Source organism: Glycomyces luteolus, from assembly GCF_027622875.1.
Taxonomy (GTDB): Bacteria; Actinomycetota; Actinomycetes; order Mycobacteriales; family Micromonosporaceae; genus Glycomyces; species Glycomyces luteolus.
In genome coordinates, this window is sequence record NZ_JAPZVP010000001.1 from 172,361 (window position 1) to 193,398 (window position 21,038).

General features: G+C 69.4%; 19 protein-coding genes. 9 read left to right on the forward strand and 10 right to left on the reverse strand.

The genetic code is table 11. From position 1 onward, the window contains the following. Positions 1-4 precede the first annotated feature (4 nt). Positions 5-517 (reverse strand): hypothetical protein, encoded by a 513-nt coding sequence (locus tag O1R50_RS00790; RefSeq protein ID WP_270107917.1) that lies wholly within the window; start codon positions 515-517, stop codon positions 5-7. 568 nt (positions 518-1,085) lie between these two features. Here O1R50_RS00790 and O1R50_RS00795 point away from each other — a divergent pair. Together O1R50_RS00795 and O1R50_RS00800 are read left to right on the forward strand one after the other, a co-directional pair. Further along, on the forward strand, positions 1,086-1,358 hold the full coding sequence (locus O1R50_RS00795; protein ID WP_270107918.1) for a hypothetical protein: 273 nt from the start codon (positions 1,086-1,088) through the stop codon (positions 1,356-1,358). Then, positions 1,351-1,653 (forward strand): hypothetical protein, encoded by a 303-nt coding sequence (locus O1R50_RS00800; RefSeq protein WP_270107919.1) that lies wholly within the window; start codon positions 1,351-1,353, stop codon positions 1,651-1,653. The genes O1R50_RS00795 and O1R50_RS00800 overlap by 8 nt, the downstream gene beginning before the upstream one ends. A gap of 186 nt (positions 1,654-1,839) precedes the next feature. Here O1R50_RS00800 and O1R50_RS00805 read toward each other — a convergent pair whose 3' ends face one another. The 6 genes from O1R50_RS00805 to O1R50_RS00830 form a co-directional block, all read right to left on the reverse strand. After that, a complete protein-coding gene (locus tag O1R50_RS00805; RefSeq protein WP_270107920.1) occupies positions 1,840-2,253 on the reverse strand; it encodes a hypothetical protein in 414 nt (137 codons plus the stop codon). A 46-nt stretch (positions 2,254-2,299) separates the two neighbouring features. Continuing rightward, complete coding sequence (locus O1R50_RS00810; RefSeq protein ID WP_408612566.1) at positions 2,300-3,847, reverse strand: polyamine aminopropyltransferase; 1,548 nt, start codon at positions 3,845-3,847, stop codon at positions 2,300-2,302. A 61-nt stretch (positions 3,848-3,908) separates the two neighbouring features. Then, a complete protein-coding gene (locus O1R50_RS00815) occupies positions 3,909-4,355 on the reverse strand; it encodes a DUF350 domain-containing protein (protein WP_270107922.1) in 447 nt (148 codons plus the stop codon). Positions 4,356-4,391: 36 nt separating this feature from the next. Next, entirely contained in the window at positions 4,392-4,856 is a 465-nt protein-coding gene (locus O1R50_RS00820) for a DUF4247 domain-containing protein (RefSeq protein WP_270107924.1), read from the reverse strand. Between the two features lie 40 nt (positions 4,857-4,896). After that, positions 4,897-5,424: a DUF2617 family protein gene (locus tag O1R50_RS00825; RefSeq protein WP_270107925.1), complete on the reverse strand. Its 528-nt coding sequence runs from the start codon at positions 5,422-5,424 to the stop codon at positions 4,897-4,899. A gap of 68 nt (positions 5,425-5,492) precedes the next feature. Beyond that, positions 5,493-6,104 carry a DUF4178 domain-containing protein gene (locus O1R50_RS00830; protein ID WP_270107926.1) on the reverse strand — a complete coding sequence of 204 codons (612 nt, stop codon included), beginning with the start codon at positions 6,102-6,104 and terminating at the stop codon, positions 5,493-5,495. Positions 6,105-6,289: 185 nt separating this feature from the next. Between O1R50_RS00830 and O1R50_RS00835 the strand changes: the two genes are divergently transcribed. Continuing rightward, a complete protein-coding gene (locus tag O1R50_RS00835; RefSeq protein WP_270107927.1) occupies positions 6,290-11,155 on the forward strand; it encodes an NAD-glutamate dehydrogenase in 4,866 nt (1,621 codons plus the stop codon). A 237-nt stretch (positions 11,156-11,392) separates the two neighbouring features. Beyond that, a complete protein-coding gene (locus O1R50_RS00840; RefSeq protein WP_270107928.1) occupies positions 11,393-12,562 on the forward strand; it encodes an ROK family transcriptional regulator in 1,170 nt (389 codons plus the stop codon). Between the two features lie 264 nt (positions 12,563-12,826). Here O1R50_RS00840 and O1R50_RS00845 read toward each other — a convergent pair whose 3' ends face one another. Then, entirely contained in the window at positions 12,827-13,843 is a 1,017-nt protein-coding gene (locus O1R50_RS00845) for an ABC transporter permease subunit (RefSeq protein WP_270107929.1), read from the reverse strand. Continuing rightward, positions 13,840-14,904 carry an ABC transporter ATP-binding protein gene (locus O1R50_RS00850; protein WP_270107930.1) on the reverse strand — a complete coding sequence of 355 codons (1,065 nt, stop codon included), beginning with the start codon at positions 14,902-14,904 and terminating at the stop codon, positions 13,840-13,842. Before O1R50_RS00850 ends, O1R50_RS00845 begins: the two co-directional genes overlap by 4 nt. Before the next feature lie 239 nt (positions 14,905-15,143). Here O1R50_RS00850 and O1R50_RS00855 point away from each other — a divergent pair, with 239 nt between their 5' ends. After that, the gene (locus O1R50_RS00855; RefSeq protein WP_270107931.1) at positions 15,144-15,935 is read left to right on the forward strand and encodes an ABC transporter ATP-binding protein; all 792 of its coding nucleotides are present in this window, start codon (positions 15,144-15,146) and stop codon (positions 15,933-15,935) included. Positions 15,936-16,127: 192 nt separating this feature from the next. Next, positions 16,128-17,510, forward strand: a complete 1,383-nt coding sequence (locus tag O1R50_RS00860) for an alpha/beta hydrolase (RefSeq protein WP_270107932.1) — start codon at positions 16,128-16,130, stop codon at positions 17,508-17,510. A gap of 63 nt (positions 17,511-17,573) precedes the next feature. On the opposite strand, the gene lipB is transcribed toward O1R50_RS00860, so the two are convergent. Next, positions 17,574-18,242, reverse strand: coding sequence for a lipoyl(octanoyl) transferase LipB (lipB, locus tag O1R50_RS00865; protein ID WP_270107934.1), 669 nt, complete (start codon positions 18,240-18,242; stop codon positions 17,574-17,576). Between the two features lie 250 nt (positions 18,243-18,492). Here lipB and O1R50_RS00870 point away from each other — a divergent pair, with 250 nt between their 5' ends. The 3 genes from O1R50_RS00870 to O1R50_RS00880 all read left to right on the forward strand — a co-directional run bounded on the left by O1R50_RS00870 (position 18,493) and on the right by O1R50_RS00880 (position 21,028). Further along, entirely contained in the window at positions 18,493-19,248 is a 756-nt protein-coding gene (locus tag O1R50_RS00870; protein WP_270107935.1) for an amino acid ABC transporter ATP-binding protein, read from the forward strand. A 55-nt stretch (positions 19,249-19,303) separates the two neighbouring features. Next, positions 19,304-20,230: a glutamate ABC transporter substrate-binding protein gene (locus O1R50_RS00875; RefSeq protein WP_270107937.1), complete on the forward strand. Its 927-nt coding sequence runs from the start codon at positions 19,304-19,306 to the stop codon at positions 20,228-20,230. Between the two features lie 141 nt (positions 20,231-20,371). Next, the gene (locus O1R50_RS00880) at positions 20,372-21,028 is read left to right on the forward strand and encodes an amino acid ABC transporter permease (protein WP_270107938.1); all 657 of its coding nucleotides are present in this window, start codon (positions 20,372-20,374) and stop codon (positions 21,026-21,028) included. Positions 21,029-21,038: the final 10 nt, after the last annotated feature.

The following is a 21,038-nucleotide window of genomic DNA, read 5'->3' on the forward strand; positions in this document are numbered from 1 at the left end:
CTATTCAGACGATCATGAGTCCGGCACCGACGCAGATCGGAACCCAGACCCAGTCCAGCGGGTTCGGGGTGACGAGCCACAACCGGAACCGCTCGACGCCAGTGGTTGGGTCATCGGTGAGCATGCCGCGCCGCACCCAGTGGAAGCGGCCTTGATAGCGCAGAACGGCGATCAGCGTCCAGATGACGAACGGTGCCGACACCGAGAAGACGACGAGGCCCGTGACCGATCCTTCCCCCGCGAAGAGCTGCAGCGCTGCGAAAACGGCGGGAACGCCCGCAATGAGGTACGGGATACACAGGCCCAGCGCACCCATCATGATCGCCACGAGCAGGTCTTCCAAGGTCGCCGGCTTGTGCTGGAGGAACTGTCGCACCTGTTCCTTGGTGGTGAAGCGGAAGAAGGACTTCTCGTCCATGCGCGCCTCCGCCCGATGCGCCTCCCACAACTTGCGGTTCCTCGAGTAGCGTCCGCTTGCCGGCCCGAGCACTGGCGCCAGGCCGATGTACTTCGCCACGAACCCCGAGAAGACCCGTGCGAACACCAGACCCGGGTCCGGTATGCGCCTCTCCATCTGCTGTCTCCTACCTCGAACCGGTGCCGTTCATGCTGAAGACCCAAGCCTGGCAGACGTCCTCGACCGTAGGATATGAGGCCAGCTGTCGATAACGGGCGGGTCACCCGCGCGATAAAACACGACCGCATGGCCATCACGCCCGATCTTCAGCAAACTTGAAACCAGCTCATAGGAGTTTGTCGTGTCGCGTCGTTCCGCATCTTCTCAGTAAAGCAACCGCTACCAATTTCGCAACCCTCATCAAGGTTCAGTTCGATGTGGCGTGTGGCATGTGGCGTGTGGGCGTACTCCACACGCCACCGCCGACGGCCACAGCCTTGGGCCATGCACCAACTGCCACTGCCTGACCTGCGGTTTTGCTCTTGAATCATGCAATGCATCGCCCTACTGTCGACACATCGCGAGTCGTTCCGCATGAGAGGGGACAACGATGTTGCCAGCAGAGAATGGGAAGCCGTCGCCGGATCCGAGGCCGGATCCGTTGGTGCGCGGGGGATTCACCGACGGCGTGAACGAGTTCTGGGTGTACGCCTCAAGCCCGGTAGCACCCGACTCGCTTCAGGTGTGCGCCAATGGGAACCGCGCGGACCTCGTCCTGATCGTCTCCGGCCTGAACACCGGCATCGATCATGCGACGTGGGGCGACGAGTGGCGCTCCCGGCCGCCGGAGTGGCGCGCCTGGTTGAAGGACTGCGCCGCGCACGTCTTCGCCAACGGGAGCCTGCTCAAGGAGCGGCAGACCGGCACGCGCGCACGGAAGGCCCGGTGCTGCGATGGCTGAGACGAGCCTCGCCGAAGCCGAGCCGCATCCCGACGACAACGGCTGGCTCGGTGACTTCCACAGGGGCCCAGCGGTGTTCTCGGTGTTCCGGACCGGCCCGAACAACGGCGGTCACCCGCTGCTCCCGCCGGAGTACCGGATCACCTGCAACGACGGGGCCGGTCCGAGGGAGATCTGCCGGTTCACCATCGAGCCCGAGTTCGCTCCGGAATGGTTCGGCGCGTGGCGGAACGACGAGTGGTGCCCCTGGATCCTCAAGCGGGCCAAGCAGCTGATCGAGAACCCCGAGGTGTGAGCGGTGTCGACCGCCCGCCGCGCGGCGTAGCGATGCGTGGCGACCGCGTCAGGGGAGTGGGGGGGGGGGCGGGGGGGGGGGCGCCCCCCCCCCCCCGGGGGGGGGGGGGCCGGGGGGGGGGGGGGGCGGGGGGGGGGGCGGGGGGGGGGCGGGGGGGGGCGCCCCCCCCCCCCACTGCGTTCGGTGCTAGCCCTGGGGGAGGGCGGCGATGATGCGGGCGAGTTCGTTGCGGTCCACGCCGAAGGTGCTCACCTTGCGGTGGGTGCCGTTCGGGAGGGCCCGCATGATCTTGCCGGTGGCGACCTGGAAGTAGATGCTCTCGCCCTTGGGGGAGCCGTACGTGCGCGATTTGAAGCCGAGCGGCGAGTAGAGGCCCAGTTCGCCGTTGGCGGTGTCGAAGCGGAGGTACGGGTTCGTGGTCGAGAGGATGCCCATGAGCAGGAACAGCGGCCCCAGGATGAGGTAGATGCTGAAGCCGCCCAACGTGAGCGCGAACAGGGCGAGGACGGTGAGGAGGCTGCCGAGGACGATCATGAGCACCCGCTGGACGGTGCTGAGTCGGGCGGTGAGGAGGTAGGGGTTCTGCTGCTGCTGCGACATGTTCTATTCCTGTGGTTGTGAAGTGTGGGGTGCGCGCCAGGCTACCTCAGTAGTTGTTCCATTCGGATTCGACCCGGTCGAGGATCACCGGGTGCATGAGCGTGGAGGGCTCCATGTCCATGCGGTCCCGGTCGGGCGGGAAGACCTGGGCGGCTTCGATGAGCTCGGGGGTGAGAGACTGGAACGGGCCGATGGAGGTGTCGAGGCCGAGGCCGGGGGCGTCGCCGCCGGCTTGGATGAGCATGTAGCCCCAGTCGCCGAAGCTCGGCACGGAGACCCAGTACGGGGTGGGCGCGTAACCGGCAGCCTCCAAAGTGGAGGCAATGGTCCAGAACGTCTTGGGTGCGAAATACGGCGATCCGCTCTGCACGACCATGCGACCCGTCGCATTCAGGTGATCCGTTGCGAGGCCGTAGAACTCGACCGAATAGAGCTTCGCGGTCTCGGTCGCGTCGGGGTCGGGCATGTCGACGATGATCGAGTCCCACGTACCGGTCTGCTCGCGCAGCCACGTGAACGCGTCCGCGTTGACGACCTCGACCCTCGGGTCGTTCATCGAATCGCGGTTGAGGTCCACCAGGTCGTCGAATTCGCGCGCGAGTTCGGTGACCGCGCCGTCGAGGTCGACCAGGGTCACGGTCTCGACCTCGGGGTAGCGGAGGATTTCGCGCACGGCGAGGCCGTCGCCGCCGCCGAGGACCAGGACGTGCTCGCGCGGGCCGTTCATCGCCGGGTGCACCAGCGCCTCGTGGTACCGGTACTCGTCCACTGAGGAGAATTGCAGGTCGCCGTTGAGGTAGAGCCGCAGGTCCTGTTCGCCGAACGGCGAGGCCGCCTCGGTCATGACGATCTGCTGGTACTGGCTGTCCTCGCTGTAGACGATCGGGGCCGCGTACAGCGCCTGCCGGGCCGCCGTCTCGAACCGGTCCGTGTACGTGAACGCGGCGACCAGCAGCAGCGCCGTCAGTGCGGCGACGAGTGTGAGCAGCTGCTTCGCGGCCTTCGAGAGGTCGTCGCGGAACAGGATCCAGACCAGCAGCACCCCCGCGACCGCGTTCACCGCGCCCACCAGGAGCGCGCCCTGGATCTGCCCGAAGAAGGGCAGCAGGATGAACGGGAACGCCAGGCCGCCGATGAGCCCGCCCAGGTAGTCCGCCGCGTTCAGGTCCGCGACGGCCGCGCCCGCGGCCTGCTCCCGGATGCGCTGCAGCAGTTCCATGAGCAGCGGGATCTCCGCGCCGATCAGGAGTCCGATCGCCGCGGCGACCAGCACCAGCGGCAGGCTGTACAGGTCGGTCCATGAGAACGCCGCGTACAGCAGCATCACGCTGAACCCGCCCAGCAGCGCCAGCGCCAGCTCGACCGCCGCGAACGCCAGCGCGGGCCAGCGGCGCAGCGGCTTCGCCGCGAGCGCACCCAGGCCCATCGCGAACACCATGACCGCCAGGACGATCGACGCCTGCTTCGCGGTGTTCCCGACCAGGTAGGCGCCCAGGGTGATGAGCGCCAGTTCGTACACGAGGCCGCACGCCGAGACCGCGAACGCGGTGGCGAGCAGGCCGAAGCGCGCCAGGCGGACCCGGCGCGCCGGCATCACGGCTTGCGGGGCGACCTCAGTGGTCAAGACCGCATTGCTTTCTTCACGACGGCGCCGTTCACGACAGGGCCATGGCGATGACCCCGCCCAAGGCGACGTGCATCGCGGAGCTGACCCACACGGCCGGGTGCGGCTCCTCGTCGACGACGAGCGCGCCCAGCTGCCCGGGGGTGATCGCATCGAGGATGAGGAACGCGACGGCCATGGCGCCGAGGCCGATCACGCCGAACACGAACGTGGAGACCACGCCTTGGATGAGGTTGCCCTCGGAGGCCCAGATGGCGCCGACCACAATGAGGCCCACGCCGAGCAGGTTGGAGGACAGGAGGAGCGCGGCGTTGCGGTTGCGCTGGGTCCAGATGAGCTCCCCGAGCTTGCCGGGGGTGAGCCAGTCGACGATGAAGAACCCGAACACCATCAGGATGATGCCGATGACGCTGTAGGCGAGTGCGCCGGCGACGTCGCCCCCGAACCCTCCCAGCTGATTTTCAACCTGTGCGAGCATGATGGGCTGCCTTTCCCTTACTGGATTGGGTTCGGGTCACTTGCCGGAGCCGGGTCCGCCGCCGCGGAACGGCGAAGGGGGCGACGACGACCAGCCCCACAGGATGAACACGGACGAGTAGTGGTTGTAGCCGCTGCGGTAGTCGTGCAGCAGGATCTTCGAGCCGCCGTTGTAGGGCGAGACGGCCACGATGTGCTTGGAGTACTGCAGGTAGTACGTGCCGCCCGAGGAGCGCTCCTCGCGGGCTTCGGCGTCGTCGTCGATCTGGTCGGCCACCGTCGCCGGGGACGCGCTCGAGGTGTACGCCTTACCGCCGCCCTCGTCGAGGTTCGCCGCCCGCGTGTAGTGGTCGCGGATCGTGTCCGTCGGGTTCGAGAAGTTCGTGTTCATCAGGAACACCCCGCCGCAGCACAGGGCGAGCACGACGATGATCGCCGTCCAGTGCTTCCAGTTCAGGCCGCGGGTAGCGGGCGGCGGCGGGGGCGGCTGCTGGTTGCTCATCGGTGGTCCTCGGGTCGTCCTGTCGGGGAGTCGGTTCAGCTTACGGTCGCGCCGCTGCTGACTGGGGTACGCCGGCGCCGGTCGGCACCACAGTGCTCGTGGTGGTCACGACCTCGCCGTACTGCGGGTAGGTGTGGACGGTCCGCCACGACAGCGGCGCCGTCCCGGTGACCTCCAGCGCCGTGAGCGCGTCGAGGTCGTCCCCGAACACGCCCACCAGCAGGTCCGGTTCGCCGGTGCGCAGCACGGCCCGGTCGCGCAGCGACCGGACCCGTTGGCGCAGTTCGGGGACCGGGAGCTTCTCGACCTTGCACTCGTAGCGGTGCCGCCACGAGCCGACCCGCTGGCTGAACGCCTCGGGCAGGTCGGGCGCGAAGTCGGAGCGGTAGGCGAGGGTTTCGGCGATGAGCCCGTCGGGGGTCGCGACGACCGCCTGGTGGCTCGCGCCGAGGAGGCGCAGCGAGAGCCGCAGCGGACCCGCGTCGCGTTCCAGGAGGTCGAGCACCGGCATGGACGGGGCGTCGGGCCGGAAGGTGAGCGAGGCCGCCGAGACGTCGACGAACGGCACCTCGATATGCGCTATCAGCGTGGGCTCCAGGGTTGAGGCGGGGGCGTTGCGATGGGGTGAGCGGGGGGTCAGGCCTCTTCGCTCTGGTGGTAGATCGTGACCTGGTTGCGGTCCAGGGTAAGCCCCTTCGCCACCTCCCACTTGGCGTCGTCGCCGTACGCCTCAAACGAGAGCTTCTGGCCGCCCGGCCCCGCGTAGTCGTGGTAGCGCAGCGTACCGGTCGGCGCCAGGCCCGTCGTCGCCTCGCTCACGTACCGGGCCTTGCCCTTCTCGTCCGACCTGAACGACACGCCTTCGTGACTGAGCTCACGCGGCCCCGGCTGCAGGTCGGTGTCCGTGACCTCCTCCCACAGCACCAGCTCCACATCCGGGTCGGCCTCCACCGACAGCCAGCGCTTCACGCCCGTGCCGGTGTCGAGGAAGTGCTCGGCCCAGTGGTAGTCGCCCTCCGAGAGGCGCAGCGTGCCGCGCACCGCGAGGGTCTTGCCGTACAGCTCGACGAGGTCGGCGGCCTTGAGCCGCTTCGGGTCCCCGCGGAGCACGTCGGTGTCGGCGTCCGCGAACGGGTCGACCGGGGGACGGGGAGGGGCCGGTTCGCTCTTGCGGGAGTTCTTGCGCCACAGCCACCAGCCGACAAGCACGGCGGCGGCGATGAGCAGCAGGATGATGAAAGCTTCCATGGTGTTGCCTTCACTCGGTGGGTGCGGGATGGTTCCTTGACGTCACTCTACCGCCAAGTTGGCAATACTGGTGTAACCGCTGTGTCGCCTGAGAACCCTACGATGCCGTGGCAGATCCCTAAGATCTAGCCTGTAGACGGCCCACGACGAGGTGGGCCGAGTCGAATCGGACTGGAGATCGAGACGTGTTGGCGTTCATCGGCGACGAAGAGTTCCGCGAGACCCTCCCCGACCGGGAGGAACTGCTCCAGGAGGCCGCCCGGCTGGCCGGATCCGACGCATCACTGGCAAGGCTGGTCGAGCTCTACTGGAGCCTCGTCTCCGACGACGACCTCGTCGGACGCAGCGCCCAGCAGCTCCTCGAGACCACCGCCCACCACCGGCGCATGGCCGAAGTGCGCGCCCCCGGCCAGATCGCCCTCGAACTCGACTGCCCCGAGGACGCCGAAGGCCCCGACGCCGCCTCCTCCACCCGCGTCGACATCGTCTGCGACGACTCCCCGTTCCTCGTGGACTCCCTCACCGGCCTGTTCAACGAGCACGGCATCGACGTCTCCGTGTTCGTCCACCCCATCGTCCCCGTCCGCCGCGACGACGAGGGCGCCCTCACCGCGGCCCCCGCCGACGGCGGCCGCCCCGAATCCTGGATGCACATCGAGACGCAGCGCGTCGCCGACCCCGCGTTCCTCGCCGAACTCGAACAGGACATCCTCGAAGTCCTCTCCGACGTCAGCGCGTGCGTCACCGACTGGCAGGCCATGCGCGCCAAAGCCCTCCAGATCGCCGAAGACCTCGACCGCGTCGCCCACGGCGTTGAATGCACCACCCCGCTCCCCGTGCCCCCCAAGGACATCGACGACACCGTCGAACTGCTCCGCTGGCTCGCCGACGACAAGTTCACGTTCCTCGGCTTCCGCCAGTACCGGCTCACCGGCGAAGGCGACGACGAGGCGCTCACGCCCCTGGCCGAGACCGGCCTGGGCCTGCTGCGCAAGGCGCCCACCGCGCCGCGCCCGCTCTCCTCCTTCAACACCGACGCGCGCTCGCAGATCAGCGAGAAGCGGCTCCTGGTGATCACCAAGTCGAACGCCCGCTCCACCGTCCACCGCACGTCCTTCATGGACTACATCGGGGTGAAGACCTTCGACGCCAACGGGGAACCCGACGGCGAACTGCGCTTCCTCGGCCTGTTCACCTCCGCCGCGTACCTCTCGAGCGTCACCGAGCTGCCAGTGGTGCGCCGCAAAGTGGAGGACGTGCTCGCCCGCTCGGGCGTGACCCTCTCCTCCCACTCCGGGAAGGACCTCGTCACCGCCCTCGAGACCTACCCCCGCGACGAGCTGTTCCAGGCCCGCACCGACGACCTGTACACGACCGCGATGGGCGTACTGCGCCTCGCCGGGCGCCGCCGCCTGCGCCTGTTCGCGCGCCGGGACGTCTACGGCCGCTTCTACTCCTGCCTCGTCTACCTGCCGCGCGACCGGTACAACACCGAGAACCGGCAGAAGATCGAGGAGATCCTCCGCCGCCGCCTGCGCGGCTCCCAGATCGACTACGACGCCCGCGTCACCGAATCGGTGCTCGCCCGCCTCCACTTCGTGGTCCGCATCGACCCGTTCGCCGACCACCCGCCCGTCGACGTCGACGCGATCCAAGCCGAACTCGCCGACGCGACCCGGTCCTGGGACGCCGACCTCGTGCTCCAGCTCGACCACCACATCGGTGAGGGCCAGGCGCGGACCCTCGCGAAGGCCTACGCGAGCGCGTACCCGCCCGCGTACAAGGCCGAGCACCCGCCGATCGACGCCGCCAAGGACATCGCGAAGCTCGAGATGCTGCGCGAACCGGGCGACATGGAACTGCAGCTGTTCCGCCGCGGCGGCGACGACGCCGACGTCCACTTCAAGGTCTACGCGTTCGAGCAGCCAGTCGGGCTCTCCGAAGCGCTCCCGGTGCTGCGCCACCTCGGCGTGCGAGTCGCCGAGGAGCGCCCCTACCACATCAAACGCGCCGACGGCACCATCCACCTGCACGACTTCGGCCTCCAACTGCCCGGCCGAGCCGCCGAATCGGTGCCGCAGCTGCGCATCCGCTTCGAGAACGCGTTCCGCGCGGCCTGGACCGGCGAGGCCGAATCGGACCCGTTCAACGAGCTCGTGATCGCCGCCGGGCTCACCTGGCGGCAGGTCGTGGTGCTGCGCGCGCTCGCGAAATACCTGCGCCAGTGCGGGTTCGTGTTCTCCCAGGCGTTCATCGCCTCCACGCTGGGCGCCTACCCGGCGATCGCGGCGAACCTGGTGCGGCTCTTCGAAGCCCGCTTCGACCCGCGCGTCGGCGCCGACCGCGCCGCGGCCGTGGAGCGCATCGACGCGTCGCTCGCCGAAGGCCTCGCGGCCGTCCCCAACCTCGACGCCGACCGGATCCTGCGCGCCTTCCTGACACTGATCCGCTCGACCCTGCGGACCTCGTACTTCCAGCGCGCCGCCTCGGGCCGCCCGAAGGAGTACGTGGCGTTCAAATTCGACGCCAGGGCGATCGACTTCCTGCCCAAACCCCGCCCTATGTTCGAAGTGTTCGTGTACTCCCCGAACTTCGAGGGCGTCCACATGCGCTACGGGCGGGTCGCGCGCGGCGGCCTGCGCTGGTCGGACCGCAAGGAGGACTTCCGGACCGAGATCCTCGGGCTGGTGAAGGCCCAGGAAGTCAAGAACACCGTGATCACGCCGGTGGGCGCGAAGGGCGGGTTCGTGCTCAAGCGGACCGACTTCAACGACCGCGCCGATTTCCAGGCCGAAGGGGTCGCACGGTACCGGGAGTTCATCTCGGCGCTGCTCGACATCACCGACAACCGCGACGCCGACAACACGGTGGTGCCGCCGCCGAACGTCGTCCGACACGACGGCGACGACCCCTACCTCGTGGTCGCCGCCGACAAGGGCACGGCGACGTTCTCGGACGTCGCGAACGGCGTGGCCGCCGAATACGGGTTCTGGCTCGGCGACGCGTTCGCCTCCGGCGGCTCGGTCGGCTACGACCACAAGAAGATGGGCATCACCGCAAGGGGCGCCTGGGAATCGGTGAAACGCCACTTCCGCGCCGAAGGCCTGGACACCCAGGCACAGGACTTCACCGTCGTCGGCATCGGCGACATGGGCGGCGACGTGTTCGGCAACGGGATGCTGCTCTCCGAGCACATCCGGCTCGTGGCCGCGTTCAACCACATGCACATCTTCATCGACCCGAACCCGGTCGCCGCGGCGTCCTTCGCCGAGCGCCGCCGCCTGTTCGAACTGCCCCGCTCCACCTGGGCCGACTACGACCCGACCCTCATCTCCGCGGGCGGCGGCGTGTGGGAACGAGCCGCCAAATCCATCCCCGTCTCCGACGAGGTGCGCACCGCCCTCGGCATCGACGCCGACGTCAAGGACCTGACACCGCCCGAGCTCATCCGCGCCATCCTCACCGCCCCGGTCGACCTCCTGTGGAACGGCGGCATCGGCACCTACGTGAAGTCCTCGGCGCAGACCGACGCGGACGCGGGGGACAAGGCCAACGACGCCGTGCGCGTCAACGGCGAGCAACTGCGCTGCCGCGTGGTGGGCGAGGGCGGGAACCTCGGATTCACGCAGCTCGGCCGCATCGAGTACGCGCAGTCGGGCGGGCCCGAAGGCCTCGGCGGGCGCTGCAACACCGACTTCATCGACAACTCGGCCGGCGTCGACACCTCGGACCACGAGGTCAACATCAAGATCCTGCTGCGCTCGGCCGCACTCACCGGACGCGTCGACCCCGGCAGCCGCGACAAGCTGTTCATGGACATGGCCGACGACGTCGCCGAAGCGGTGCTCGCCGACAACTACGGGCAGAACATGGCGCTGGCGAACGCCCAGCGGCTCGGCGTGCGGCTCCTGCCCGTCCACATCCGACTCATGAAGTACCTGGAGAAGACCGTCAGCCTCGACCGCGAGATCGAGGGCCTGCCGAGCGACAAGCAGCTCAAGGAGCGGGTCGCCACGGGCACGGCGCTCACCGAGCCCGAACTCTCGGTGCTCCTGTCGTACGTGAAGATCTGGGCGAAGCGGGCGGTGCTCGACTCCGCACTGCCCGATGAGGACTGGACCGCGCCGGTGCTGCGCGAGTACTTCCCGGCGCCGCTGCGCGAACCGTACGCCGACCTCATGGCCGACCACCCGCTGCGGCGCGAGATCGTCGCGACCGCGGTCGTCGGCGAGGCAGTGAACCGCGCGGGCACGACGTTCCTGTTCCGCATCGCCGACGAGACCGGCGCCGACGTCGTGGACGTGGTGCGCGCGTACGTGATCATCCGGGACGCGTTCGGCCTGCCGGGGCTGTGGCGGCGCATCGAGGCGCTCGACAACCAGGTGCCGCAGGACGCGCAGATCGCGGGCATGCTGGTGATCCGCAGGCTGCTCGACCGGGGCGTGCGGTGGCTGGTGCAGCACCGGCGCGGGACCTTGGACGTGTCGGCGGAGATCGAGCGGCTGCGGCCGGGGCTCGCGGTGCTGCAGCCGCGGCTGCCGGAGCTGCTGCACGACTCCGAGGCGGTCGGGTTCGAGGAGTTCAGCGACGAGCTGGAGGAGCAGGGGATGCCCGCGCAGATCGCACGGGACGCCTCGGCGCCGATCTTCGGGTTCGGGCTGGTCGACGTGGTCGAATGCGCGCGGCTGTACGAGACGGATCTCGAGCAGACGGCCGAGGTGTACTACGAGATCGCGGCGCGGGTGCACCTCGACGCGATCCTCAACGAGATCTCGGCGCTGCCGCGCACGAACCGCTGGCAGACGCTGGCGCGGTCGGCGCTGCGGTACGACCTGTACGGCGCGATGGCGGCCCTGACCGCGAGCGTGCTCCAGACGAAGCCGGGCACGGAGCCGGCCGAGGCGGTCGATTCGTGGGCGGAGCGGAACGCCGCCGCGATCGCGATGCTGCACGAGGCGACGGCCGAGGCGGCGCGCTCGGACGAGAAGCTCGCGGTGCTGTCGGTCTCGCTGCGCCAGATCAGGAGCCTGGTCGAGACCGACGGGGAGTGAACGGAACCGGGGGTTTCGCGGGCAGGGTCCGAGCCGCTGAGGCCTGAATCGCGGGCCCCCGGTGCAAACCCTGACACGGGGGTCCGACGATTCAGGACCGGTTGCTCGGGCGGTGTGAGCGAGATCGCGCGGGCCGTCGGCGTTTACCGATCACGCGTTCGGCTTTCGCGCGCTAGCTGCGGCAGTGCCGGGTGGGAGCCCGTGGATAATGTGGGCTCGTAGGAGAAGGAAGTACGAATGCCGAAGAGCCACACCCCCGGGGTGCCGAAACTGCTGCGCGTCCTCAATGACCAGGCAGCGTTGAAGCTCCTGCTGGAAGACGGTCCCCAGACCCGCGCCCAGCTCGCCGAGCGGACCTCGATGTCGAAGGTCACCGCGTCGCAGATGATGGAGCGCCTCCAGTCCCGCGGCCTCGTCGAGGTCGTCGGCTCCAAGTCCGGCGGGCGCGGCCCCAACGCGTCGCTGTACGCGGCCGTGCCGACCTTCACGTACGTGGTCGGCATCGAGGTCGGCCCCGTGACCACGAAGGGCGCCTGCGCCGACTTCACGGGCCGCATCGTCGGCCGCGCCGAGATCGACGTCGAACATTCGACCGACCCGGTGGCCGTGGTCCGCCGCGTCGTGACCGACTCGGTCGCCGACGCGGGCGTCGAGATGTCGAAGGTGCAGCGGATCGTCCTCGGCACTCCCGGCGTCATCGACCCCGCGAGCGGCGACATCGGCTTCTCCTGGAACCTCCCGGCCTGGCACCGGGGCCTGCGCACCGCGCTGAACGAGGAGTTCACGCCGGACGTCGAGATCGAGAACGACGTCAACCTGGCCTGCCTCGCCGAGCAGCGCTCCGGCGGCGCGGGCGGGGCCACCGACTTCGTGTACGCGTGGTTCGGCGGGGGCCTCGGCCTCGGCGTCATCCTCAACGGCCGGCTCTACCGGGGCGCGAGCGGCGCCGCCGGCGAGATCGGCTTCCTGCCCGTCCCCGGCGGCGAACTGCCCACCGGCGGCGTCGTCACGCGCCTCTCCAAAGGCTCCTACCAGCGCGTCATCGGCGGCGACGCCGTCATCGACCTCGGCGCGAAGCACGGTTTCGAGGCCGCCGAACCCGAGGACGTCCTGACCCAGGCGATCGCCGCGGGCCCGGAGGGCGCGGCCTGCCTGGACGAGATCGCCCGCGGCATCGCCCTGGGCATCGTCGCCGTCTGCGTCCTCCTGGACCCCACGGTGGTCGTCCTCGGCGGGCCCGTCGGCTACGCGGGCGGGCTCGAACTCGCCGGGCGCGTCGCCGCCCAGACCTCCCAGCTCGCACCGGTCAACCCGAGCGTGGTCGCCGGATCGGTCGTCGACGAACCGGTCATGCGCGGCGCGATCCTCCACGGCCTCGACGCGGTCCGCGAAAGCCTCTTCGACTGAAACACCCCGACACCGCCTGGAACACACGACGCCGCCCGCGGCAATCCGCGGGCGGCGTCGCTCCGTTCACTCTCGGCTCAAGCAGTGATATGCCACGCGGCACGTATCACGCGCCACCGCACGGGCTCGGCCCCAGCGGCTCTCGCCCTCGGAACACAGTGGCATATCACGTGCCACACGCCACCGATCTGGTGTTGTTCCAACGGCTCTCCCCGCTGGAACACAGTGGCATATCACGCATCACGCGCTACCGCACGGAGGCGGCTATGACACGTCGCGCCGCTGGAACGCCCACGTCGCCAACACCGCGAACCCGAGCACGATCCCGCCGAGCAGCAGCCCGGCCTCGCTCGCGGTGATGACCATGACATCCGCCGTCTCCGCATAGAGATCGGTCCAGTCGTACAGCTCCGTCTTCCCGTCGACCCACGCCGTCACCCACGTGTACAACGACAAACGCTCCGAGAACGGCATCTGCAGCGCCATGGCCGCGATCCGCACCAGCATGTCGCCGACGATCAGGTAACCGGCGATGATCCCGCCGGAGATCGCCGTGTGCCGCCCCAGCATCGCCAGCGACGCGCCGAGCACCGTCATGCCGACCGACAGCACCGCGGCGCGCGCGAACTTCGGCAGGTTCTCGTCCCACCACCCCGCGTCCACACCGCTGACATCACCGCGGACGGACGCGGCCAAGTACAGCAGCCCGAACGCGAGCAGCATCAGCGCGAGCACCGCCGCCGCGCACACCGCCGCCGCGGCACCGAGCTTCGTACCCCACACCCGCATCCGGTTCGGGTGCCACAGCAGCAGGTTCGCCATGCCCCCGCTCGACCACTCGGCGCCGATCGCCGACGACGCGAGCATCATCATGACCAGGCCCGCGACGATCGCCACGCCGATGAGCAGCAGCGGGCTCTCCTCGGCGAAGTCGAACGTGTACGTCCAGATGAGATCCTCGGCCGTCCACACGCCGAAGAGTTCGGCGCAGGCCTCCTCGTGGCTCAGCCCGTCGTAGTACGGGTCGTCTTCGACCCATTCGTAATCGGGCCCTTCGAGATACGCCTCGTCCTCGATGCACGCCTCGTACTCGTAGTTCTCCTCGTTCATCCGGTCGGCCTCGGCCTGCGCCTCCTCGAGCGCCTCCGCCGTCGGGCCCTTGCTCGACGTGAACCAGAAGACCCCGGCCAGCACCAGCACCCCGGCCGCCGCGATGATCCCGAAGATCAGCGACAGGCGGCGGCGCGCGATGCGCCGCAATTCGGCTTTGAACAGGTTCACCGCTCGGCCCCTTCCGACTCGACCTCGATCGTCACGTCGCCGACAGCGACCTCGGCCGGCGCCGCCGGCACCACCGCCGACTCCCCGATCTGCACGGTCTGCCCCGGCACCGGCGCCGTGCCGGTCAGCTCCAGGAACACCGACTCCAGGTTCTTCGTCTCGGTCCGCAACTCGGACAGGTAGATGCCCGCGTCAGCGAGCGTCTTCGTCACCCAAGAGGCCTCCGGTGCGCCCCTGACCACGAGCCGGTCGCGGTCGACCGAAGCCGTCACCGCCGCCTTCGCCGCGTCGAGCGAACCCGAAGCCGCCGTGAGCGCCTCCGCCGCCTCCGGCAGCGACGCCGCGTCCGGGAACCTGACCGTCAGACTCGAATCGCCGTGACCGGCGATGATGTCGGCGACGCTGCCGTCCACGATGCGCCGTCCCCTGGAGACGATCGTCATCGAGTCGCACAACTGCTGCACCTCGGAGAGCAGGTGCGAACTGACCACCACGGTCACGCCCTGCGAATGCGCGAGCCACTGCAGCAGCTCGCGCATGTGGTGGATCCCGGCCGGGTCGAGGCCGTTCGCCGGCTCGTCCAGGATCAGCAGCTGCGGCTGCTTCAGCAGCGCCTGCGCGACCGCGAGGCGCTGGCGCATGCCCAGCGAATAGCCCTTGACGGACGCCTTCGCGGCGTCGCGCAGACCCACCTGCTCCAGGACCTCCTCGACGCGCGTCTTCGAGACGCCCGCGCTCTCGGCGAGCAGCTGGAGCGTGAGGCGCCCGGAGAAGTGCTTGAAGAACTGGGGGGACTCGACGACCGCGCCGATCCGCGCGACCACGTCCGGCAGGCGCTGGGGCACCTCTTCGCCGAAGATCCGCATGGTCCCGCCGTCGACGCGGATGAGACCGAGCAGGGCCCGCAGGGTCGTGGTCTTCCCGGAGCCGTTCGGGCCCAGGAAGCCGTGCACCTGGCCGGCGGCGACCTCGAGGTCGAGGCCGTCCAAAGCGTTGTGCGGCTGACGGAAGGCCCTCGAATAGGTCTTCCTCAGCCCCGAAATCTCGATGATGGGGGGCATCTGCTCATTCCAGTTAGGACGTACATGGTCAGGGTGTCCGGACGCGGGTGCGGCGGCACCGGGTGGCGCCTCCGCCCGCGGGACCGGCGTCCCTAGGTCAGACGCCGCCAGGCGCGGCGTCGTTGCACGGCCCGGGGACTCGCTCCGGGACGCCGACGGGGCATTCGCCCGTGTGTCGCAGCCCCGCCGCCGAGGGCCGCCCGCGCCCGCTCCTCCGGAGCCCGTGGTTTCATTGACCCGTGGCTCAGTCTGAACGCGTCCTCGACCTGTCCGGCGTCACCGTCCGACGCGGCGGCAACCAGCTCCTCGACGGCATCGACTGGCAAGTCGACGCCTCACAGCGCTGGGTCGTCCTCGGCCCCAACGGCGCCGGGAAGACGACGCTGCTCAACCTAGCGGCAGCCCGCAACCACCCGACCTCGGGCGTGGTGGAGATCCTCGGCGAACGCCTCGGCCGCGTCGACGTGTTCGAACTGCGCCCGCGCATCGGCCTGACCACCACCCAGGTCGCCGACGCCATCCCGAACGACGAGAAGGCCTTCGACGTCGTCCGCACCGCCGCCTGGGGCATGATGGGCCACTGGCGCGAGGAGTACGACCCGCAGGACGACGAGCGCGCCGGATCGCTCATGCGCTGGCTCGGCGTCGCGCAGCTCGCCGACCGGCTGTTCGGGACGCTCTCGGAGGGCGAACGCAAGCGCGTCCTCATCGCCCGGGCGCTCATGACCGACCCGGAGCTGCTGCTGCTCGACGAGCCCGCGGCCGGGCTCGACCTGGGCGCGCGCGAAGCGCTCGTGGCGACACTCGCGGGCCTCGCCCGAGACGAGGCCGCCCCGGCCCTGGTGCTCGTGACCCACCACGTGGAGGAGATCCCGCCCGGGTTCACCCACGCGCTGGTCCTCTCGGGCGGCGGCGTGGTCGCCGCCGGCCCGATCGCGGAGGCCCTCACCTCCGAGACCCTCTCCAAGGCCTTCGGCCTCCCGCTCACCCTCACCGCCAACGGCAACCGCTACACCGCCACCGCCGCCTGACCGCAAAGCGTGAACCGCGCCACCCTCGCGCGGAACCCGCCCGAAAATGTCGCACCCCAATGCCAGGGTGTTGACCGGGGCCCGGAACACGGCCCCAGCGCCTCGGCCCCTGCCCTCGTTTTCCCGCCCCGGAGGCTCCCCTCACACGCGCAGCGTTCGCCGCGCATGGGCGCCACCGGTTAGGCTGACCCGGTGAGATTTCGGTGGTGGCGTGCGACGGTCGTGACGGCCGTCGCCGTTTTCGCGCTCGTCTACCTCGCCGGCCTGACCCGCCTCGGCGAGGCCGAAGCCGACCAGCTCCAAGCGGTCCCCGTCCTCGCGGCCGACCCCGCGGGCGAGCTCGCCGCGCTGCGCTCCGACGCCCCGGTCCCCGGCGACGACCCGGCCGCCGCACTCGAGTCGGCCCTCGCCGATCCCGCGACCGCCGCCGAGCTCGTCGCCGCCGAACCCACCGCCGACTCCGGCGAACTCGGCGCCGCCCTCGCCGACCTCTACGACGCCGGCGGCGACCTCGACCCCCTCGACGTCAACGCCTTCTTCACCGGCCTCGGCGAGGACGCCACCGCCTGGCTCGCCGTCCTCTACCCCTCCGTCGTCGCCGAGATGCCCGGCGCCCCCTTCGACGCCCGCATCACCGCCAACCAGCTCATCCTCGAAGCCACCACGGCGGCCTCCGCCGCCTACGACAGCCCCTCACGGCCCTGGTCCGACGAGGCCGAGCGGCCCGCCCGCGAAGAACTCCAGGCGCTCGTCGGCACCGACCGCCAGTTCCTCTACCTCGACCCCTACAACAACAACGGCGACGGCTCCTGGATCGAAGTCGTCGGCGACCTCGACACCGCCGAGAACGTCGCCGTCCTCGTCCCCGGCGGCTCCGCCGTCCTCTCCAGCGAGAACTTCGAGCTCTACTACAACCGCGCCAAATCCTTCGTCGACGCCGCCGACGGCGAACTCGCCATCGTCGTCTGGGCCGCCGCCTCCTGGCCCTCCGGCTGGGTCGAGGAGTCCTGGGCCTCCTGGTCGCAGGTCGCCGCCGAAAGCCTCGCGTCCTTCACGTTCGACCTGCGCAACCAGATCGGCGAGGACACCCCGCTCACCCTCACCGGCCACTCCTACGGCGGCGCCGTCATCGGCTACGCCGAGACCTACGACCTCGAAGCCGACCGGGTCCTCCACATCGCCTCAGCCGGCATGGGCAACGACGTCTACAGCCCCGCCGACTACACCGAGCCCTGCCGCCCCCGCTACTCGATCACCGGCCCCGGCGACCCGATCTCCTACGTCCAGGGCATGCCCTACGTGCCGCTCCTCGGCCACGGCGCCGACCCCGACGACTTCCCCGGGAACCGCAACCTCGTCACCGGCAACCTCTCCGACGCCCCCGACGCCGTCGACGACTACGGCCTCAGCCTCGCCGACCAGGGCATCTCCGGCAAACCCGTCGAAGGCGTCCACTCGCACTCGGAGATCTTCTACCCCGAGTCCGACGCGTGGAACAACATCTTCAAGGTCCTGCTCGGCGAGACCCCCGAACTCGCCGCCGAGCAGCCCGAACCCTACGAAGCCTGCTCCTAGACGACGCGAAACGGGCGCGGCGGCCCCTACCGGGCCGGGCACCGCGCCCGTTCACAACAACTCCTAGCGCTCGAGCAGCAGCCCGAGATGCTTCTCCACCACCGGCAGGACCTCCTCGACCGTGACCTCGCGGCCCAGCTCCTGCGACAGGCTCGTCACGTCCGCATCGGTGATCGCGCACGGCGCGATCCGCTCCCAGTAGCTCATGTCCGGGTTGCAGTTCAGCGCGAAGCCGTGCATGGTCGTCGCCCAACGCACCCGCACCCCGATCGCGCAGATCTTCCGCTCCGGGCCCCGATCGTCCTCCGGCAGCCACACGCCCGTGCGGTCGTGCATCCGCCCGCGCGCCGACACGACCCCGAACTCGTGGCAGACCGCCGCGATCGCGTCCTCCACCCGCCGCACGTAGCCGACCACATCGACCTTGTTGCGCATCTTCATGATCGGGTAGCCGACCAGCTGCCCCGGCCCGTGCCACGTGATCTGCCCGCCCCGGTCGACCGTGACGACCGGCGTGCCGTCCTGCGGCAGCGCCCACGTCTCGGTCCGGCGCCCGGCGGTGTACACGCTCGGATGCTCGAGGAGCAGCACGGTATCGCCGATCTCATCGTCGATCCGCCGCTGCTGCAGCTCCTTCTGGTAGTCCCAGGCCTCCTGGTAGTCCACCAGGCCGCGCCGTTCGACGGTGATCTTCCCGCCTGCGACGCTCGCGGTTCCCACGGTTGCGGTCATGGATCGACACTAAACCCGGAGGCGCCCGCCCGGCCACCGGACGCCGTGCGCGTCACGATTGTTCCGGCCACGAGTCGTACCCGTTATGCGAAGGTCGTTCTTTATAAAACTGTTGCCCAACTGCCGACGAGTTGCGGCTGGGGCCGCCCCGCTAACCGCGCGTGAGCTGTCACACTACTATTTCCAGGTACTTCAGACAATCCGCTCGCCCCGCGCCAGTCGAGGGTTGCACACGACAACAGGGACACGAATGGAAGCAACGCAGCCGAAGGCACCGATGGTCAGCATCTCCGGCGTCAACAAGCACTTCGGAGACCTGCACGCGCTCAAGGACATCGACCTGACCGTGGAGGACGGCGAGGTGGTGGTCCTCATCGGACCCTCAGGCTCCGGAAAATCCACCCTGTGCCGCACCATCAACCGGCTCGAAACCGTGGAAAGCGGCGAGATCACCGTGGGCGGCAAACCGCTCCCGGCCGAGGGCCGCGCGCTCGCGAACCTGCGCGCCGACGTCGGCATGGTCTTCCAGCACTTCAACCTGTTCGCGCACCTCACCGTGCTGCAGAACATCACGCTCGGCCCGATCAAGGTGCGCCGCACGCCGAAAGCGAAAGCCGAAGCCCGCGCCCGCCAGCTCCTCGAACGCGTGGGCCTCGCCGAGAAGGCCGACGCCTTCCCGTCGCAGCTCTCCGGCGGCCAGCAGCAGCGCGTCGCGATCGCCCGCGGCCTCGCGATGGACCCCAAGCTCATGATGTTCGACGAGCCGACCTCCGCGCTCGACCCCGAGATGATCAACGAGGTCCTCGACGTCATGCAGGACCTCGCCCGCGAAGGCATGACGATGGTCGTGGTCACCCACGAGATGGGCTTCGCCCGCCGCGCGGCCAACCGGGTCGTGTTCATGGCCGAGGGCCAGATCGTCGAGACCGCCACGCCGGACGAGTTCTTCGACAACCCGAAGACCGAGCGCGCCCAGGACTTCCTGGCCAAGGTCATGACGCACTAAGCCACCGAAACCACCACACCGTTGCCCGCTTAGGAAAGGACACATCCGAATGCGCATGTTCCGCAGAACCGCCGTCGCCGCCATGGCCGCCGTGGCGATGTCGCTCGCCGCCTGCTCCGGCGAAGCCAGCCAGGACCAAGAGGAGCAGGACAAGCTCGAAGACGAGGTCGGCGCCTACTCCATGGAGCAGGCCACCGAGATCCCCGAGGGCCTCATCAAGGAGATCCAGGACAAGGGCGTCCTCGTCGTCGGCTCCAAGTTCGACCAGCCGCTCATCGGCCAGAAGGACACCGCCTCCGGCAAGATCGAGGGCTTCGACGCCGAAATGGGGCGCCTGCTCGCGCAGCGCATCTTCGGCACCGTCGACGAGGAGGGCGAGGACGCGAACCTCCAGTTCGTCGAGACCACCTCGCAGAACCGCGAGACCTACATCAACGACGGCACCGTCGACGTGGTCATCGCGTCCTACTCGATGTACCCCGAGCGGCTCGAGAAGTTCGACTTCGCCGGCCCGTACTTCGAGACCGGCCAGAACGTCATGGTCCAGGCCTCCAACACCGACATCAACTCGGTGGCCGACCTCGCCGGCAAGGACGTCTGCATCGCCGAGGGCTCGGGCTCGATCGAAAACCTGGAAACGGAGAACCCGCAGGCCAAGATCACGCCGCTCGTCGACTACGCCGCCTGCGCCGAGGCCCTCGAGAACGGCCAGACCGACGCGGTCAGCACCGACGAGACCATCCTCTACGGCTTCACCGTCGACAAGCCCGACGCGTTCCGCGTCCTCGACTCCGCGAACATCTTCACCGAAGAGCCCTACGGCGTCGGCATGAAGCTCGGGGAGACCGACGCGCGCATGTTCATCAACGACATGATCGAAGAGGCCACCGCCAACGGCGACTGGCAGAAGGCCTTCGACCTGACCTTCGGCGCCGCCGGCATGCCCGCCCCGGCCCAGATGCCGGTCCCGAACCGCTACTAGGTCCGCAACATTCGGTACGGCGGCGGGGGGGGGGGGGGGGGGGCCCCCCCCCCCCCCCGGGGGGGGCGGGCGGGGGGGTGGGGGGGAAGAGGCCGCGGCCCGCCCCCCCCCCCCCCCCGCCCGCCTTATGGAGGAGTCCGCTTGTTCGACAATTTCGACCTCATGGTCGCCGCCCTCGGGGCAGGCGCCTGGACCACCGTGTGGGTCACGCTCACCAGCTTCACCATCGCCCTCGTCATCGGCATGGTCCTCGTGATCATGCACGTCAGCCCCGCACTCCCGGCGCGCTGGGCGGCCAACGCCTACACCCAGCTGTTCCGGAACATCCCGCTCCTGGCGGTCCTGTTCATCATGTTCTTCGGCCTGCCGAAGGTCGGGATCGTCGCCGACAGCTGGGTCTGGGCCCTGCTCGGGCTCGGCATGTACACCGGCGCGTTCGTCGGCGAGACCCTGCGCTCGGGCATCAACTCGATCCCCCTCGGCCAAGCCGAGGCCGCACGGTCGATCGGCCTCACCTTCGGGCAGTCCCTGAAGGGCGTGATCCTGCCGCAGGCCGTCCGCGCCGTCATCCCGCCCCTCGGCTCACTCCTGATCGCCCTGGTCAAGAACAGCGCCCTGGTGCTCGCCATCGGCGTCACCGAGCTGACCGCCCAGTCCCGGAGGCTCATCGAGGACAACGAGAGCCGCTTCGACCTGTGGGGGGTCGTCATCGGCGTCACGGTCAGCTACCTGCTGATCGCCTTCGTCCTCAGCTACCTGGTGCGGCTCGTCGAGCGACGCACCGCCTTCGTCCGATGAGAGCGGGTGA